The organism is Bacillus sp. A015 (genome assembly GCF_053851875.1).
Genome location: NZ_JBSPZB010000027.1, coordinates 10,845 through 28,348 on the forward strand (window position 1 = coordinate 10,845; position 17,504 = coordinate 28,348).

The 17,504-nt window shown below is 42.3% G+C and carries 14 protein-coding genes; 1 reads left to right on the forward strand and 13 read right to left on the reverse strand.

The annotated features are described in order from the left end of the window. Window positions 1-90: 90 nt before the first annotated feature. From ACSLGF_RS17335 to ACSLGF_RS17395, 13 genes are all read right to left on the reverse strand, one after another. Window positions 91-1,377 carry a heme ABC transporter ATP-binding protein gene (locus ACSLGF_RS17335; protein ID WP_456007463.1) on the reverse strand — a complete coding sequence of 429 codons (1,287 nt, stop codon included), beginning with the start codon at window positions 1,375-1,377 and terminating at the stop codon, window positions 91-93. Next, complete coding sequence (locus tag ACSLGF_RS17340) at window positions 1,374-2,432, reverse strand: FecCD family ABC transporter permease (protein ID WP_456007465.1); 1,059 nt, start codon at window positions 2,430-2,432, stop codon at window positions 1,374-1,376. Before ACSLGF_RS17340 ends, ACSLGF_RS17335 begins: the two co-directional genes overlap by 4 nt. Then, window positions 2,398-3,348, reverse strand: a complete 951-nt coding sequence (locus ACSLGF_RS17345) for an ABC transporter substrate-binding protein (RefSeq protein WP_456007467.1) — start codon at window positions 3,346-3,348, stop codon at window positions 2,398-2,400. Before ACSLGF_RS17345 ends, ACSLGF_RS17340 begins: the two co-directional genes overlap by 35 nt. Before the next feature lie 172 nt (window positions 3,349-3,520). Continuing rightward, complete coding sequence (locus ACSLGF_RS17350; protein WP_456007469.1) at window positions 3,521-4,912, reverse strand: glycoside hydrolase family 28 protein; 1,392 nt, start codon at window positions 4,910-4,912, stop codon at window positions 3,521-3,523. Window positions 4,913-4,932: 20 nt separating this feature from the next. Then, window positions 4,933-6,426, reverse strand: a complete 1,494-nt coding sequence (locus tag ACSLGF_RS17355) for a UxaA family hydrolase (protein ID WP_456007471.1) — start codon at window positions 6,424-6,426, stop codon at window positions 4,933-4,935. Further along, window positions 6,423-7,880, reverse strand: a complete 1,458-nt coding sequence (locus ACSLGF_RS17360) for a tagaturonate reductase (RefSeq protein WP_456007473.1) — start codon at window positions 7,878-7,880, stop codon at window positions 6,423-6,425. Before ACSLGF_RS17360 ends, ACSLGF_RS17355 begins: the two co-directional genes overlap by 4 nt. A gap of 61 nt (window positions 7,881-7,941) precedes the next feature. Next, window positions 7,942-8,952 (reverse strand): LacI family DNA-binding transcriptional regulator, encoded by a 1,011-nt coding sequence (locus ACSLGF_RS17365; RefSeq protein WP_099728489.1) that lies wholly within the window; start codon window positions 8,950-8,952, stop codon window positions 7,942-7,944. A gap of 68 nt (window positions 8,953-9,020) precedes the next feature. After that, window positions 9,021-10,457: a glucuronate isomerase gene (gene uxaC / locus ACSLGF_RS17370; RefSeq protein ID WP_456007475.1), complete on the reverse strand. Its 1,437-nt coding sequence runs from the start codon at window positions 10,455-10,457 to the stop codon at window positions 9,021-9,023. Between the two features lie 137 nt (window positions 10,458-10,594). Continuing rightward, window positions 10,595-12,349, reverse strand: a complete 1,755-nt coding sequence (locus ACSLGF_RS17375; protein WP_456007477.1) for a sensor histidine kinase — start codon at window positions 12,347-12,349, stop codon at window positions 10,595-10,597. A gap of 3 nt (window positions 12,350-12,352) precedes the next feature. Beyond that, window positions 12,353-13,075, reverse strand: coding sequence for a response regulator transcription factor (locus tag ACSLGF_RS17380; RefSeq protein ID WP_456007479.1), 723 nt, complete (start codon window positions 13,073-13,075; stop codon window positions 12,353-12,355). 178 nt (window positions 13,076-13,253) lie between these two features. Next, window positions 13,254-14,069 carry an ABC transporter ATP-binding protein gene (locus ACSLGF_RS17385; protein WP_034316854.1) on the reverse strand — a complete coding sequence of 272 codons (816 nt, stop codon included), beginning with the start codon at window positions 14,067-14,069 and terminating at the stop codon, window positions 13,254-13,256. A gap of 21 nt (window positions 14,070-14,090) precedes the next feature. Beyond that, window positions 14,091-15,113, reverse strand: a complete 1,023-nt coding sequence (locus ACSLGF_RS17390) for a FecCD family ABC transporter permease (protein WP_456007481.1) — start codon at window positions 15,111-15,113, stop codon at window positions 14,091-14,093. Continuing rightward, window positions 15,114-16,166 (reverse strand): FecCD family ABC transporter permease, encoded by a 1,053-nt coding sequence (locus ACSLGF_RS17395; RefSeq protein WP_456007483.1) that lies wholly within the window; start codon window positions 16,164-16,166, stop codon window positions 15,114-15,116. Between the two features lie 259 nt (window positions 16,167-16,425). Between ACSLGF_RS17395 and ACSLGF_RS17400 the strand changes: the two genes are divergently transcribed. After that, window positions 16,426-17,364, forward strand: a complete 939-nt coding sequence (locus ACSLGF_RS17400; protein ID WP_456007485.1) for an iron-hydroxamate ABC transporter substrate-binding protein — start codon at window positions 16,426-16,428, stop codon at window positions 17,362-17,364. The last annotated feature ends 140 nt before the right edge of the window (window positions 17,365-17,504 follow it).

A 17,504-nucleotide genomic window follows, 5' to 3' on the forward strand; every position in this document is an offset into this window, starting at 1 on the left:
TTGTTTTACTGAAACACTGTGATTTTCATGTTCTGTCGATTTGAATACGAAACGATGAACGAAACAACGCAAAAAAGTGAACGAGTCCGTTCACTTTTTAATTGCATCCAAAGTATGAAGAAGCCGGTGCACTTTCTTTCGTAATCTTTCGTGTAAAATAGCATCAGGTTCCTTCTCTATGGCATTGGCAGAAGCGATACAAAGATGATGGATGGGGATGCTCGTCTCTTGTTGAATGATCTGCATAAGCTGGCCCATCAGCTGAATAGACGCTCCATCTGATAAAGACCCTTTCAGCACAAGCCAAACGGTCAGCTCTTCTTGCTGACGCATCCCGTAAAGAACCATATCCTCTTCATTGTCTTCTGCGGCGTATTGCTTTGGTCCATCAGATTGGACGAGAAACAAGCTGCCTTCACAACCACCTAGCATTTCATGAAGAGTCTCAGTTCCCGTTCCGAGTGATCTTTTCCAAAAGAAGCCTCCGCTTTTCTCATGTGAAGAAAGTATGCGAAGCGGCTGTTTGATGGAAAACGTCATTCCTTTTGAGCTATGTGTTCTCCAGCCATCCGCTAACTTCACACTTGATACTTTAGAAGTGGCAACAGGCTCAATCATCAGCTGTGGGTTTGCTCGCAGTGGATGCTGGAGCGGTGTAACACTCGTTTCATACACACGGTTGATCCGCTCTGTCGTCAAGACGTGATGCGGCTGTCCTAACATTTCAGCCTTTCCTTCATGAATCAGCAGCAGCCGATCGCAATACAGACTGGCGATGTTTACATCATGAAACACACCGACCACCGTTAATCTAGAGGAAGTGGTCTCTTCTTTAATTAAATCAAGCAATTCTTTTTGATAGGCTAAATCAAGAAAACTTGTTGGTTCATCCAGCAATAAATATTCAGACTGCTGAGCTAATGCCTGGGCCAAATACACGCGCTGCTGTTCTCCCCCGCTTAACTCATGGATAGATTGATCCTTAAATTGAGCAACATCCGTTTGTTCCATCACTCTGCTTACGACCTGCACATCTTCTTTCGTGACAGATTGCAGCCATCCTTTTTGATAAGGATAACGCCCAAATTGAACAGTTTCTTCGACTGTAAATGAGAAGGCCTGCTCGGTTTTCTGCGGTAAAACAGCTAGTTTTTGCGCAAGCGCCTTTGGCCGGTAGGATTGAATTGGATGACCGCTCAGGCGTACTTGACCGCTCTCGGGTGCTAAAATACCTGCTATCATTTTGAGCAAGGTCGTCTTGCCGCTCCCATTTGGTCCAAGTATACCGAGAAATTCTCCTTGTTTTACCTCAAAACTGATGCCACGAATGACCTCTTTCTCACCATACCCACCTCTGACTTCCTTCACTTGAATCATAGATGCGTTCCTCCTCTATATCTGCGAATGAGGATGATGCCAAATACAGGTGCACCAATTAACGCAGTAATGATGCCAATAGGCAATTCAGTCGGCTCAATGATGGTACGGGATAACACATCTGCTAAAACGAGAAAGGAAGCGCCATTTAGCATAGACAAAGGCAGCAGATGCCGGTGATCCGTGATGGCTAAAAGACGGATAAAATGCGGGATTACAAGTCCCACAAATCCGATCGTTCCTGATACCGCTACCGCACTTCCAGTCAGAATCGAACCAGCAAGCAGAACCATATATTTGCTCCTTTTCACGTGTACCCCTAATAGTTTTGCCTTTTCTTCGCCATACGTCATGACATTCAAATCTCGTCCCATCAACATGAGCGCAAAGGTACCAACGAGAAAGAAAGGGAGGAAAAGGGCAATATAACGCCAGCCCCTCATAGACACACTACCAAGAAGCCAATGAATCATCTCTTTTAGATCATCACCCGTTAAAGCAATCATTAATGAAATGAGCGCACCTAAAAAAGAGCTGAAAATCACACCTGTCAAGATTAAAGAGGAGATGCTCATCCCCCGATGAACAAGACGCGCAAAAAAGAGGACGAGACATAGTGTCACAAGCGCTGTTGTCATACTGAAAAAAGGCAGTGTGACACTGCCAAGCAAAGGGAGCTGCAAGCTAAAAAACAGTGTCGCTACGGCCCCAACTGATGCCCCTTGAGATACCCCTAGCGTATAAGGGTCAGCGAGAGGATTTTTTAGTAAACCTTGAAAGGCTGCACCAGATAACGCCAGCGCTGCTCCGACTAATGCCGCTAATATCACTCTCGGCAGCCGGATGTTCATCATAATATTGCGATCGATCGAATCAATGGTTCCGACCTGCACTCCGGATAGTTCATGAACAAATATACGAAGAATAGAAGGAATGGGAATCCCTAAACTGCCAAAGGAGATTCCCATTCCAATGCTCACCACAAGAAGTAAAGCACTTAGTGTATATGCGATGATGAATTTATTTGAACGTGTCAGGATAAATGCTTTTCGCAAGAGCCTCGACTCCTTCAACCAATCGCGGTCCCGGTCTTGATGCGAGATCCGTATTCAATTGAAAGACTTGTTTTTCTTTGACTGCTTTGATCGCATTCCAGCCGTCTCTTTTTTTCAGATCAGCTAAGCTGGAACCATCAATTGTGACAATGGCATCAGGATTTCGTTTGATAATCGATTCTTCCGTCATCTGTACCCAGCCAGTTTGGTCGCTCGCGGCATTTTTTGCATGAATGACAGAAAGCATTTCGTCCATAAATGTATGTTTACCTGTTGTATAGATTTCAGGAGCACCTGACACTTCAACAAAGACGTTTTTTTGTTTGTCTTTGGAAATGGCCTCTGCTTGTTTCTTAAGGTCATTCAATTTTGATTTCATCTCGTCTAAAAGCTTCGTTGATGCTTCTTTCACGCCGGCTGCTTCGCCGATCATCTGAATCGACTTGTACACATCCTTGAAGGACGTTGCATCATTTACAGTCAGCACTTGAATACCTGCATCTTCAAGCTGTTTAAATCCATCTTTTGATCCCATTTGTGATGCATGTGCTAATACGAGGTCAGGCTTTAAGGAAATGACCTTCTCTACATTGAATTCAAGACCGCCAATCTTCTCTACCTTTTCGACTTCCTTTGGATAATTGTCAAAATCTGATCGTCCGACCATTTTATCGCCAAGGCCAAGTGCATAGGCAACCTCTGTATTACTTGGAATTAAAGAAACAATCCGTTTGGGCTGTTCTTTGATTTCGACTGTTTTGCCAGCTGCATCTTTAATCGATACAGGAAATGCCGCAGCCGCTGTTTCTTTATTTTGTGAACCCGTTGCTTTGTGATCTGTTTCAGCACCTGCACATCCTGCTAAAACACCTATCACAAGCAATAAAGATAGCCAAATGGCTGTTAACTTTTTCATGAATGAACCCCCTGATTTATGTACTGCTTGACGCAATCTCTTTCGTCAATTCTTTTCTAATTTCGGGAATATTATACTACAGTGCAGATAGGTTGTATATGTGATTTCCAAAAGCGTCTTTTCTGTTCTTATAACAGAAAAACAGCCGTAAAAAAGGCTGTTTTCCCTTCTGCTATTGGTTGATTTGTTCCCCATTTATGACGACTTTCTGAAAGGATGGAGAGATTGCATGCTCTAAAGAAAGTGGATACGTGACATCATCTATCACACAATCTTTCATTTTGAAGTGTGTGACTGGGGAATGTGAGTACGCGGCGATTTTCACACCATATCGTCCGCCAATGCTTTTTAGCCCTTCTACTTCAATATGACGTACAACAGGACGGTGAAGACCAGCATCTCCTTCCTCATACATCATGTCGATACAGACAACTTCATGCTTTAAGCTTTTGACTGTATTGTTTTTAAAATAAATGTGCTCAATGGTACCGCCTCTAACAGAGTTGGTTTTGATGCGCAGTGCCCGGTCAAGGTTTGGACTGTCCATGATATTATCCTCTGCGTATACATACCTGACCCCGCCAGAGATTTCACTCCCGATCGTCACTCCGCCGTGTCCATCACGCATTTCATTTCTACGAATGACAATATTTTCAGATGGGACCCCGATTCTCCGTCCGTCCTCGTTTCTGCCAGATTTAATGGCAATACAATCATCTCCATTATCAAAATAACAATCTTCAATGAGCACATTCCGGCAAGACTCTGGATTCATACCGTCTGTGTTTGGTCCATGCCCGATGATATTGACCCCGCGGACGATGACGTTTTCACTTAACACCGGATGAATTTGCCACATTGGTGAATCCTTTACTGTTACTCCTTCAATGAGAACATGTTGACATTGGTATGGCTGTATAAAGCTCGATCTTAAATAATGGCCTTCGCCAAAAACTCTTTCCTCCACCGGTATTCTCTTTTCTGCCATTTCAAACAGAAGCTGACGGTCTCGATCCTGAGAGGGCTGACCATTCGTTCCATACTTCCAAGGCCACCAATGATGCTCATCACCTCTCCCGTCAAGCGTTCCAGCTCCTGTAATGGCGATGTTTTCTGCATGGTGAGCATAAATGAGCGGAGAATAATTATAAAGCTCAATCCCTTCATATCTTGTCAGTACGAGCGGAAGGTAATCACGTGGGTCTTGGCTGAATGTCACATAGGCGTTCTCATGCAGATGAAGCTCTACATTGCTTTTCAATTCAAGAGCACCTGTCACAAACGTTCCTTCAGGAATCAGCACACGCCCCCCTTTCAAACGATGCGCATCATCAATTGCAGACTGAATGGCATTTGTTGAATGCTCTGTCCCTTTCGCGTCTGCGCCATAATGAACCACATTCAATTCACGATCAGGGAACATCGGCGCTTTTATCTGCTTTAATACATGATCCAATCCAATCGCTTCTTTATCTTTCTTCCCTTGCTTTGCTAAACGAACGAGTCCAATTCCTGTTAGTACCGTTCCAGCTGTGATATACATCAAATCCCGTTTTTTAGACACTTTCTCATCCCCCAGTCGCCTTAAAGTGTGACACCTGTTTTAAAAATGGCCAGCTCTCTAAAATTGTTTTTTTCATGATTTAACAGCTTTCCACTCGCCACATCAATAATCGTTGAAATGAATTTTTCTAGCACCACATCTTCTGGTACATCCTCAAGCAATTCCCCAGCATTAAAGTCAATCCAGTGTTTTTTTGTTTCATATAAAGAGGTATTGGTCGATACCTTCATTGTTGGAACAAATGTGCCAAACGGTGTCCCTCTGCCTGTTGTAAAGAGCACCAGCTGACAGCCAGACGCTGCAAGGGCGGATGAAGCAACCAGATCATTACCAGGCGCACTTAATAAATTCAGTCCCTTTCGTTTCAGCAGCTCTCCGTATTTCAATACATCTTTGATGTCAGAAGTACCTGCTTTTTGTGTACAGCCGAGAGATTTATCTTCTAATGTCGAAATTCCTCCTGCTTTATTTCCCGGGGAAGGATTTTCATATACTGGCTGTCGATGATCCAGAAAGTATTGTTTAAAACCATTGATCATTTGCACAATATTGTCGAATGTCTCTTCTGATTCCGCTCTCTCCATAAGAATCGTTTCAGCACCAAACATTTCGGGCACTTCTGTTAACACCGTCGTTCCGCCTTGGGCCACAATAAAATCGGACAGCCTGCCCAAAAGCGGATTTGCAGTAATACCGGAGAACCCATCTGATCCTCCGCACTTCAAGCCGATTTTCAACTCAGATAACGGAATCTCTTCACGCTGATCTTCTTTCGCCGCATCATAAATTTCCTTGAGTAAAGCAACTCCCGTCTCAATTTCATCCCCTACTTCTTGGCTTCTTAAAAATTTCACCCTCGCACGGTCATACTCCCCCAATGTCGATTGAAAATCCTCAATATCATTGTTTTCACAACCAAGACCTAGAACGAGTATCCCTCCAGCATTTGGATGTTTCACGGCATTTTGTAAAATGGTTTTTGTATTTTCATGATCATCTCCAAGCTGTGAGCATCCATAATTGTGCTTTAATACGAGAGCCGTTTCAAAAGGATGAATGTTTCCGCCCATTTCAGCAGTGAATATTTGGATGATTTGATCCGCGATGCCATTGACGCAGCCGACGGTTGGGACGATCCAAAGCTCATTGCGTATACCACTTTCGCCATTTTTTCGTTTATAGCCTTTAAAAGTAAGATTTGTTTTTTTATAGGGGTTTTCTGTTAAAGAAGGTCGATATTCGTAATCGAGCTTGCCTGATAGATTGGTTTTAATGTTATGCGTATGCACCCATTCTCCGGCAGAAATCGCATTCGTTGCATGACCAATCGGATAGCCGTATTTGATGATATTCTCTCGTTGTTTGATATCAGCCAAAGCAAATTTATGACCTTTTGCGACGGTTTCTTTTAAGACAACTGTATGTCCTTGCTGCTGCAGCTTCTCACCTTGCTCAAGCACTTTTAAAGCGATACCTACATTATCTGAAGGGTGAATCACAATAAAGTCTTTCATGCCTTTTCCCCCTGACTTTCATATTGATGATGCAGCATTCGCTGAACAGCTGCTCTCATCCCATGCTCCTGTATGAAGGTAAGCTGATTGGCTACTGCGCGGCTCAATCCTTCTATATCGGTTAAATCCCTTCCCCATAATTGCTCGTTTGAAAGAATGTGGACTGCAATCGTTTCATTGGAATGGTTCTCCTCTTCCCAGGCTTCCTTCATCAATGTCATCACATTCTCATCATCCTTTACCTTATCTGCGCTTGCGCTGTAAAAATAAATGAGACTGCTAAGTGAAAAGACAAGCTTCATTGGCAGCTGTTTCTTAAGCACGACATAATCAAGCAAGGACGGAAGAATACGTGTTTGAAATTTAGATACACCATTCAAAGCAATATCCAGTAATTGATGCTTCACAAATGGATTGCAAAAGCGGTCCCAAACAGATTGTGTATAAAGAAACAGCTCATCTTCAGGAAGCTTCAGCCCTGGCAGCACTTCCTCCTCCAGCATACGTCTGATGAACGGACCAACTTGCTCATCTTCCACAGCCTCTTTTACGGTCTCTAAACCACATGAATACGCAATCGGCACCATCGCTGTATGTGCTCCATTTAGAATGCGGACCTTGCTCATTCGGTAAGGCGCAATATCCTCTACAAAAAGCACATTTAGTCCTGCTTCTTGAAAGGGAAGCTCTTTTTGAACAAAGGCAGGAGCTTCAATAACAAACAGGTGATAATATTCTGCCGTGACAACCAATTCGTCTATATACCCTTCTTCCTTTTGTACGGCTTCAGCCGCTTCCTTAGAAAATCCAGGGACAATCCGATCCACAAGCGTATTACAGAACGTGTTGGCTTCCTTCAGCCAAGTAACAAAGGCAGGCGGAAGATTCCACTCAGCTGCCATGCCGATCACATATTCTTTTAATCGATCACCGTTGTACTCGACCAATTCACAAGGCAGGATGAGCAGCCCCTTGTGCTCATCTCCAGAAAACGCTTTAAACCGATGATACAAGAAGGCCGTCAGCTTTCCTGGAAAACTTGCCTGCGGTCGATCCTCCAAGCGATCTTCTTTTCTGAGCACAAGCCCTGCCTCTGTCGTATTTGAGAAGACGAAGCGCAGATCCGGGTTTTCAGCTACATGTAAAAAGCCTTCGTAATCGGTATACGTACTGATTCCTCTGCTAATCGATTGGATGACCATGCGTTCATTCATTTCTTTCTGGTCATGATAGCCCTGAATACATAAGGTGTACAAGCCATCTTGTTCATTTAAAGCTGCAACTGACCCTTTTCGAGGAGGAACAACAACGGCTCTTCCTTTAAAATCTGTGCAGTCGTTCAGCTTCTGGATGTGCCAATTGATAAATCCACGCATAAAATTCCCTTCACCGATTTGCAAAATCGTTTCTGGATACTCAGCCGCCGGGTATATGGCTTTAGATAATCGTTTCAAATGGTTTACCCTCCCTGTATGTTTTTGCACACGTGAACATTTCTCTCTGAAAAGATGCCGGTTACTGCACCTTTTTGACTGAATCTCTGATCATCAGCTCTGTGTGTACATACACTTTTTCCATATGATCTTCTTCTTGCTCTTCACCGTTTATGACTGAAAGGATAGCCTCTGCTCCAAGTGCACACATTTTTTCAATCGGCTTTTTCACCGTTGTCAGTGCAGGCGTGGTATAGGATGAAAATGCAATATCATCAAAACCGATAATAGAGATATCGCCTGGACACGTTTTGCCTTTTGCATATAAAGCATTCATCGCCCCAATGGCCATGTCATCGTTTGAGCAAAAAAGTGCTGTTGGCGGCTCATCAAGAGTCAGCAAGGCTTCCATTGATTCATAGCCGCTTTTCATATGATAGTCGCCTGTGATCATATATTCTTTCTTCATTGGCACATGATGATCAATTAACGCTTGCAGAAAGCCAGCTTTTCTTTCCTGAGTCGATTTAAAGCCTTCTTTCCCTTCAATGATGGCGATTTGTTTATGCCCCTGGTGTATGAAATAGTGCGCTGCTTGGTATGCCCCTTGACTATCATCAGCTAATATATTCATCACTTCATTACTTTCCACACGGCGATTCAGCACAATGATGGGAATGCCCTGTTTCTTGACATGATGGATAAACGCTTCATCGTGCTCGCTTTGACTCATAAGCAAAATGCCATCATAGCGTTGTTTATGAATGGTTGTGTAATCGTGAAAGTCGTCAATCCCTCGTACAAACAGATTATAGTGTTCTGTCATGACACTATTGACGCCTTTTAACGCATCCACGAAAAAACTTGAGGATGTGCCTTCTGTTAAACTCGTAAAAAACAGACCGATTGTAAATGATTTTTGTGATACAAGGCCTCTGGCATGGACATTCGGTGAATAATTCAGCTGTTTTGCAATCGACAAAATCTTTTGTTTTGTCTTCTCTTTAATAAAAGGACTGTTATTCAAAGCCCTTGATACAGTGGTATGAGAGACGTTTGCCAATTTTGCTATGTCTTTAATTGTGACTGTCATGCTATTCCGCCTTTTATGATTTTTTACCATCTTATCATAAAACCGCTTTCATTTTCTTGCCTTTTTCTTCACGTGATCTTGCTTTGATGCTGGAGCTGCTTTGCTCGGTCAAATTGAAAATACTGCTTGGCATTTTCATAGCTGATTCCTTTCACGATTTCCCCTAACAGCTCGAGATCATATGGGGCTTCTCCTTTTTCTACCCAATCTCCGATGATATCACAAAGCAGTCTTCGGAAATATTCATGTCTTGTATATGACAGAAAGCTTCGTGAATCTGTCAGCATACCAATGAAACGGCTGATCAGTCCAATACTGGAAAGAGCCATCATCTGCTCTGTCATTCCTTGCTTCGTATCATTAAACCACCAGGCTGTCCCGTGCTGCATCTTCCCAGGTGTCTTCCCATCTTGAAAGCTTCCAGCCAATGTTGAAATCACCACATTATCCCTAGGATTCAAGGAATACAGGATGGTTTTCGGCAGTGCATGTTCTTGTTCTAAACGATCTAATATGCGGCAAAGCGGCTTTGCAATGTCCTCATCATTCATCGCATCATACCCCGTATCAGGTCCGAGCCGTTCAAACATTTTCGTATTATTGTTTCTAAGCGCATTGATATGAAGCTGCATCGCCCAGCCCCGCTCACAGTATGCCTGACCTAGCATAATGAATGTCTGCGTTTTAAATTTGATCTTCTCTTCTTCCGTCAATGGATGCCCAGACAGTCTTTTATGAAAGATGATTTCGACTTCTTCCTCTGTCGTTTCTTCATACGTCATTTCATTGATGGCATGATCTGAGATCAAACAGCCCTGTTCATGGAAGAAATCAATTCTCACACGAAGCGCTTTTAAAAAGTCTTGATAGGATTGTATGGTGATAGCTGAAACCTCTGCCAGCTGATGAACATACTCGACAAACAGATCATTCGTTATATCGAGTGCCTTATCAGGCCGAAACCCTGGCAGCACTTGCACAGAGAATCCTTCTTCCCACAGTTTTTGATGATAGTGAAGCGAATCGACCGGATCATCTGTTGTCACAACCGTTTCAACATTCGATTTCACAATGAAGTCTCTCGCACCAAAACCCTCTCCCTGCAGCTTTTCATTTACTTTCTGCCAGATGATGTCTGCGTTCTCCTCATTCAAAAGTTCCTCTACATCAAAATATCGCCTCAGCTCTAGGTGAGTCCAGTGATAGAGCGGATTTCCTATGGTCATTGGAACGGTCTTTGCCCACGCTAAAAATTTCTCATGATCTGATGCATCTCCTGTTACGTGTGTTTCAGGAATACCGTTTGCTCTCATGGCACGCCACTTATAATGATCTCCGTAAAGCCATGCTTCGGTTATATTTTGGAATGTTTTATTTTCATAGATTTCTTTTGGACTTAAATGACAATGGTAATCTATAATCGGAAGGTCTTTTGCAAACTCATGGTATAGCTTTTCCGCCGTTCGACTGTTCAGTAAAAACTGCTCATCTAAAAAGGCTTTCATGAAACTCCCCCATCTCTCTTATAGAATGAAAAATAATTTGTTCACGTTAACAATTTTATTGTAATCGTTTACAAAGTTGATTTCAATCCTAAAATAGGAAAAAACGATCTCCTTTAAAAAAGAAAATCGTTTTTTTGCTATTTTACAGGTGATGATTTTTTTAGGATAATCGCAATAGTTGTTCCTGCACCTAGTTCACTTTCAACTTGAATATCACCGTCATGCAGCAAGACAAGCTCTTTTGCAATCGCCAGCCCGAGTCCTGTTCCATTCGTTGGATCGTTCGTATTTGTCCCTCTGTAGTAGCGGTTAAATAAATGATCAACCGTTTCTTGTGCCATTCCGCATCCGTTGTCTTTCATTTCGATCCGAACTTCCTCATTTGTTTCAGATAAGGTAGCTGTAATATGAGTTCCTTTTTGGTTATGCTTGACTGCATTCGCTAGCAGGTTCTCAATCACTCGTCTGAACCAGGCTTTGTCGATCTCAAACATGACACCATCAGTTTGATCTTCAAAGGAGGATGGGTAATCTTCTGAAAATGAGCTTCTTGAAAACTCGTCCATAATGGATGCTAAGAATTCACCGAGCTCGACAGGTTTTCGATTAATAGGCAATGCGCCGTTTTTCAGTCGATACGTGAGGTTTAAATCCTCAATCAAGGTCGACATATACTCTGATTTCTCACGGATGACCTGTCCCATTTCCATGACTTCTTCCTTGGACCATTGATATTGATTAGATTCAAGCATCAGTCCATAGCCGTAAATCGTACTAAGGGGCGTTTTCAAATCATGAGACAATCCTGCAATCCATTCTTCCCTTGTGGTTTGAATTTTTCTGCGGTTTGCTTCATTCTCTTTTAAGGTATTCGTGAGCTGATCCATTGTTTTGAGGATATCCTCAAACAACCGGTATTCCCGCTTAATACGGCCCTTTTTATTTTTACTAACTGGAATCCCTTTTCTGTTTGTTGGTTCCTGCAATTTATTTCTTGATAAAAAAATCAGCCAGCGAATAATGTGATAGATCGGCAGCCCATAGCGATACGAGTACCATAATGTCATGACAATAATAATAGTGAGTGCAAGACCTGCAATCAGGATGGTTGTATATTGATTTAAAGCATCTGTCTCTTTATCATACAGCTCGTCTGGGCTATATACTTTGTTTGGCACCGAAACGATCAAATATAGATTTTTATTCACTTTGATATAAGACAGGTCACTTCTAAACTCCCAAGGCTTCGATTGGTACTTGAGCAATTCAACATCCGTGACGTTATGTTTCAAATCGTTTTTGGCTCGAATGCCTTTTAAATATTTTCCTTCTTCATTGAACAGGTGCACCGATCCATTCATTCTTTTCAAAAATTTTTTCGTTTCAACCGAATATTGAGAAAGTGCAGCCAGATTTTTCTCATGCTGCTTCAGATAATTGGCTACCTTTATGCTGTTCGTTTTGAACCCATATAACACGATAAAGCTTTCTTGATCAATCTCAATTGGCCAGAAGTACATCTTGTAATCTTTAAATTGTCTTTTTTCAAAGATCTTGATCATTTCATCCTTTTGATAGGATGTTGGAATATTTTTAGGAAGGTGATAGCTATATACGCTATGTTTTTTTGAATCAATCACTTGCAGCCAGCCGTCACGTTTTTTCACTGCTTGTTTGAGTTGGTCTTCAGCTTCCATTTTGCCATCCTCGTTAAAATAAAGCCAGCTCATGAGTGTATCCCCATCAGCCTTTGTTAAACCAGTTTCGGTCATATTCTCATAGTGTTTTTTATAATATAGATTCTCAGAGAACGTATTCCCGATCAACAGAATCGCAATGACGATAAACATTTGCCCGACAAAGTGAAAGAAAAGTTTTGTTCGTAAATTCATGAATTAATTAAGAACCTTAACAGGATGCGGAATAAATTTATATCCCATACCACGGATGGTCACAATATATTCGGGCTGACTCGGATCTAATTCAATCTTTTCTCTCAGCTTTCGAATATGAACCATGACGGTGTTGTTATCACCATATGATGGAACGCCCCATACTTTCTCATAGATTTGATCTTTTGAAAGAACCACATTCGGATGATCACAAAAGTACTTCAGCAAGGACAGAAGCTGAGCAGAGCATGCCGTCACATCTCCTCTCACTTTCAATTCGGCTGCATGAGGATGATAGGAGAAATGGTCATATTCATACTGGCTTTGAGCCTCTTCTTGCTCCTCCTGTAAGGAGATATATGTTCGGTTTAAGTGGGCCTTAATTCTAGCCACTAGCTCTAATGGGTTAAATGGCTTTGTGATGTAATCGTCTGCACCTTGCGCAAAGCCTGTCAGCTTATCTACATCAGACGTTCTTGCAGTTAAATAGAAAATGGGCGCTTTCGTATATTTTCTCATTTCAGGAAGAACATCAAAGCCAGATTTACCGGGCATCATCACATCTAGAAGTAAGAGGTGGATGTCCTCGTTTTTGACAACATCTAATGCTTCATCTGCATGGTAGGCTTTATAGATATGTTGAAATCCTTCTTTTTTTAATACGCGTTCAACCATTTTCACAATTGCTTCTTCGTCATCTGCAATCAATATTTTTGCTGTTTCCACGCATCTCTTTCCTTTCCAGCTATGATCTCTAACCGTATATTACCATTGTCTAAAGTAAAAAAGTACCTCTTTTCTGCATAAAAGCGAAAAAATATCAACTGGAGAAATTGGAAGCACTAGGTATTTTCGGGGGGACGCAAAAAAACCCGGTAGCCACACCGAGTTCCTTGTCCAACTATTATCCATTCACAGCTTCTAGCTTTCTTTCATGATTCATTAAATCATATGTTAAACAGATCGGCTTATTTGTTCTAGGATCAAGAACAATTTCTGCATCAATGTGGAACACCTGACCGAGTACCTCTTTGGTCATGACCTCATGAGGCGTACCGTCTTTTATGACTTTTCCTTGATTGAGGGCAATCATGTAATGTGAAAAGCGCGCTGCATGATTCAAATCATGAATGACCATCAGCACAGTTCGGCCCTGCTCTCTGTTTAAGCGTTCTAATAGCTGAAGAATCTCAAGCTGATGCGCAAGATCTAAATACGTCGTAGGTTCATCTAATAGGAGCAGCTCTGTTTCCTGAGCAAGTGCCATCGCAATCCATACTCGCTGACGCTGTCCACCGGAGAGTGCTTCAATTGGCCGGTCATGAAAAGCGATCATCCCAGTTTCCTCAAGCGCCCATCTGATGATTCGTTTATCTTCATTTGATAAGCGTCCAAATCCATTTTGATGTGGGAAACGTCCATATGACACAAGCTCATAGACTGTCAGCCCGCTTGGAGCTTCTGGAGTCTGCGGTAAGATCGCCATTTGTTTTGAAATTTCTTTTGTTGGCGTTTGATGGATGGCCTGGCCATTTAAGTAAACAGCTCCTTGATTGGACTTCATGATACGGGACATTGTTTTTAAAATCGTTGATTTCCCGCACCCATTCGGTCCAATCAATGTGGTCACCTTGCCTTTTGGGATACTGATATTTAAATCGTCTACAATCAAACGGTCATTATAGCCAATACAAAGCTTTTCTGTTTCGAGTGATTTCATATGTTGTACTCTCCTTCCTCATTAGTTCGTTTTCATCAATAAGTAAATGAAGTAAGGTGCGCCTAAAGCAGAAACGACAAGACCAACTGGCACCTCTGATGGTGCCAGTATGACGCGTCCAAGTGTATCTGCCAGTAATAATAACAGCGCGCCAATCATAGCGGAGGCTGGTATCATTCCTTGATGCTTCGGTCCAACAAGCTTTCTCGCCAAGTGCGGTGCAGCTAATCCTAAGAAAGAAATACTTCCTGCAACAGCGACACCAGCACCTGCTAATGCAACGGCAATCAGCATGAGAAAGCTTCTTTCTTTATGAACCGAAATCCCTAAGCCGTAGGAAAGCTGGTCACCCAAATTCATGATATTTAAGTAGCGTGCTCTTACAACTGCTAATACAAGGAAAGTCAGCATCCACGGCAGGACAGACAGGACATACGTCCAGCTTGAGCCCCAAATGCTTCCGGATAACCACACAATCGCTTGGTTAAAATCATTTGGGCTCATTTTTAATTGAATCACCACAATTGCTGCTGAAAATGCAGCATTGACGCCAATACCAGTTAAGATCAAACGAACAGGTGTGATGCCCTTTTTCCACGCTAACACATAGATGAGAAATGCAGCAAAGCCTGCACCTACAAAAGCGAAGAGCGGCAGTACAAAGATCGTAAAATCACCTAAGTTCGACATAGAGCCTTGGAATGCAAAAATAAACAAAACAACTGCAAAGCCTGCGCCCGCATTGACACCAAGAATACCGGGATCGGCTAAACCGTTTTGAGAAACACCTTGCCAAATCGCTCCTGATACAGCGATAGAAGCGCCAACTAGTAAAGCGATGACCATTCTTGGAAGTCTGAACTCGAATAATACAAGCTCATCCATTTCACTTCCGAATCCAAAAAAAGTTTTCAATGTATCCATCGGAGAAATACGAATTTCTCCAGTATTTAAACTAATAAGGAACACAGCCACGATCGACAAAAAGATCATGAGCATCGTTCGTTTGTATTTCTTTTTCTTTGCCTGCTGCACCATTTCCATTTAAATTCCGCTCCTTTCACGTCTAGCTAAATATAAGAAGAAAGGAACACCTATAATCGCAGTAATGGCTCCGACTGGCGTTTCAAATGGGGCATTGACCAGCCTTGCAGCAATGTCTGCATAAATTAACAGAACAGCCCCTAAAATAGCTGAGCATGGGATAATCCATCGATAGTCAACTCCGACCAAGAAACGAGTGACATGAGGAATGACAAGCCCGATAAAACCAATAGAACCTGCCACCGACACGGCAGCACCTGTTAAAAGAATGACGACCAATATTCCTAGCACCTTGACCGTTTTCGTGTACTGCCCAAGTCCTTTTGCCAATTCATCACCTAAGCTGAGAACAGTGATCGAGCGGGCAAGAACCATCGCGATCATGAGTCCTGCAATCGCAACCGGAATAATGATGTGAATATTGCTCCAATTCACACCTGCCACGCCGCCAGCATACCAAAAGCTCATGTCTTGAGCGACATCAAACCGGATGGCAATTGCTGAGGAGATGGAGCTTAAAAGTGCCCCAACAGCCGTACCAGCTAATGCGAGCTTCACTGGGGTCAATCCACCTTTTGAAAGAGTACCGACACCAAACACAATAGAGGCACCGAGTGCTGCACCAACAAATGACCAAAGAATTAATGTCAAAGAAGATTGCCCTGGGAAAAAAGCAAACGCAATGGCAATCGCAAATGCAGAGCCATTTGTCACACCCATAATTTCAGGAGACGCAAGCGCATTTCTTGTCATGCCTTGCATAATGGCCCCCGATACGGCTAAAAAGGCACCGACGAGTGCTGCTCCAACTGTACGAGGCAACCTTAATTCCCGGATGATTTGATGTGAAGTTTGTTGTGGATCAAAATGAAAGACGGCTTCCCATACAGTGTGCAAATGAATGTTCGCCGCTCCTAGTGATATCGATAAAAAAAGACCAAATGCTAAAGCGATGATTCCTATGATGATAACAGCTGCTGTTCCAAAGGGCTTCGTGACAATATCAATCGCATCGTCTTTGGCTGGCAGCTGTTTATTCGATTGTGAGCCCAAAACCAGTCTCTTCCTTTCCGTTCATATCTATTCCTTATTAGTGACAATGATTATCAATCTCGAAGTCTAGTATATCACTTTCTTTTCTTTTTGAAATCATTGTTCTGATCATTTTCTTTATTTTCTCCAAAAAAACCGGGAGAATTTCACTATTTTCATTTTGGTTCTAAAATAGCCGATGCATTTTTGTTCCCATCATGTTACGATATAATTGATATTGAGAATCATTATCAAAAACTTCGAATGGGAGAGAACCTTTGTGAAAAAACGAACTGGATTTCTTTTGATTTCCTTAACCATCCTCATGCTTTTTACAGCTGCTTGCGGCAGCACTTCAAATAAAAAATCTGGTGCCAAAAAGAATGACACGATCACCTATCAAGATGCAAAAGGTGAGGTCAAACTCCCTCAAGATCCGAAACGAATTGTGCTCCTTGCAGAAAGCTACTACGGAGACCTCGTTACACTTGGCAAGACCCCGATGGCTGCAACTGCGCCCATCTTCAAAAACCCTTTCTATCAAGGAAAAACGGAAGGAGTTAAAAATCTTGGAACGACTCCCTCTGTCGAAAAAGTAGCAGCTTTGAAGCCAGATATGATTATTGCTTGGGGAGAAGATGAGAAATTTGATCAATACAAAAAAATCGCTCCAACCGTTGCGATTAAATACAATCAATATTCTTTTAAAGATCAGCTAAAAGAATTCGGTAAAATGACAGGCACATCGAAAAAAGCAGCAGATTGGATCACAAAATGGAATGCCAAAATCGCTGAAGTGAAACCAAAAGTAACAAAAGCTGTCGGAAACAAAACGGTTTCTATCGTATCGCCATTTGATAAAGGCATTTATATTTTCGGAAACACATTTGCACGCGGCGGTGAAATCATTTATGACGAGTTGAAATTAAAAGCACCGAAGGCAGTCAAAAAAGAAGCCATCGATAGCGGCGTAGGCTATGCAAATATTTCTCTTGAGAAACTTCCAGAATTCGCAGGCGACTATATTTTCACCAGTCCGTGGAGCGGCTCTAAAAGTAATGGAGAGCAAGTGTATAAAAGCAGCATCTGGACATCACTTCCTGCTGTTCAAAACAAACATGTATTTGAAATAGACCCCGTCGGTTACTTCTTTAATGACCCAGTGTCACTAGAAGGGCAGCTCGAGTTTATTGTGAACCGATTAACCTCTGCATCATAAAAAAACGTTTCTCCATTTTTGGAGAAACGTCAGATTGTAGAGAAACTCATGTTTTTCTACAATCTTTTTTATTTTTAACGTATGTATGAAGAATGAAATGTATTGAAAAAGGCCTCCCACACACCTAGCCTAGCTTCGCT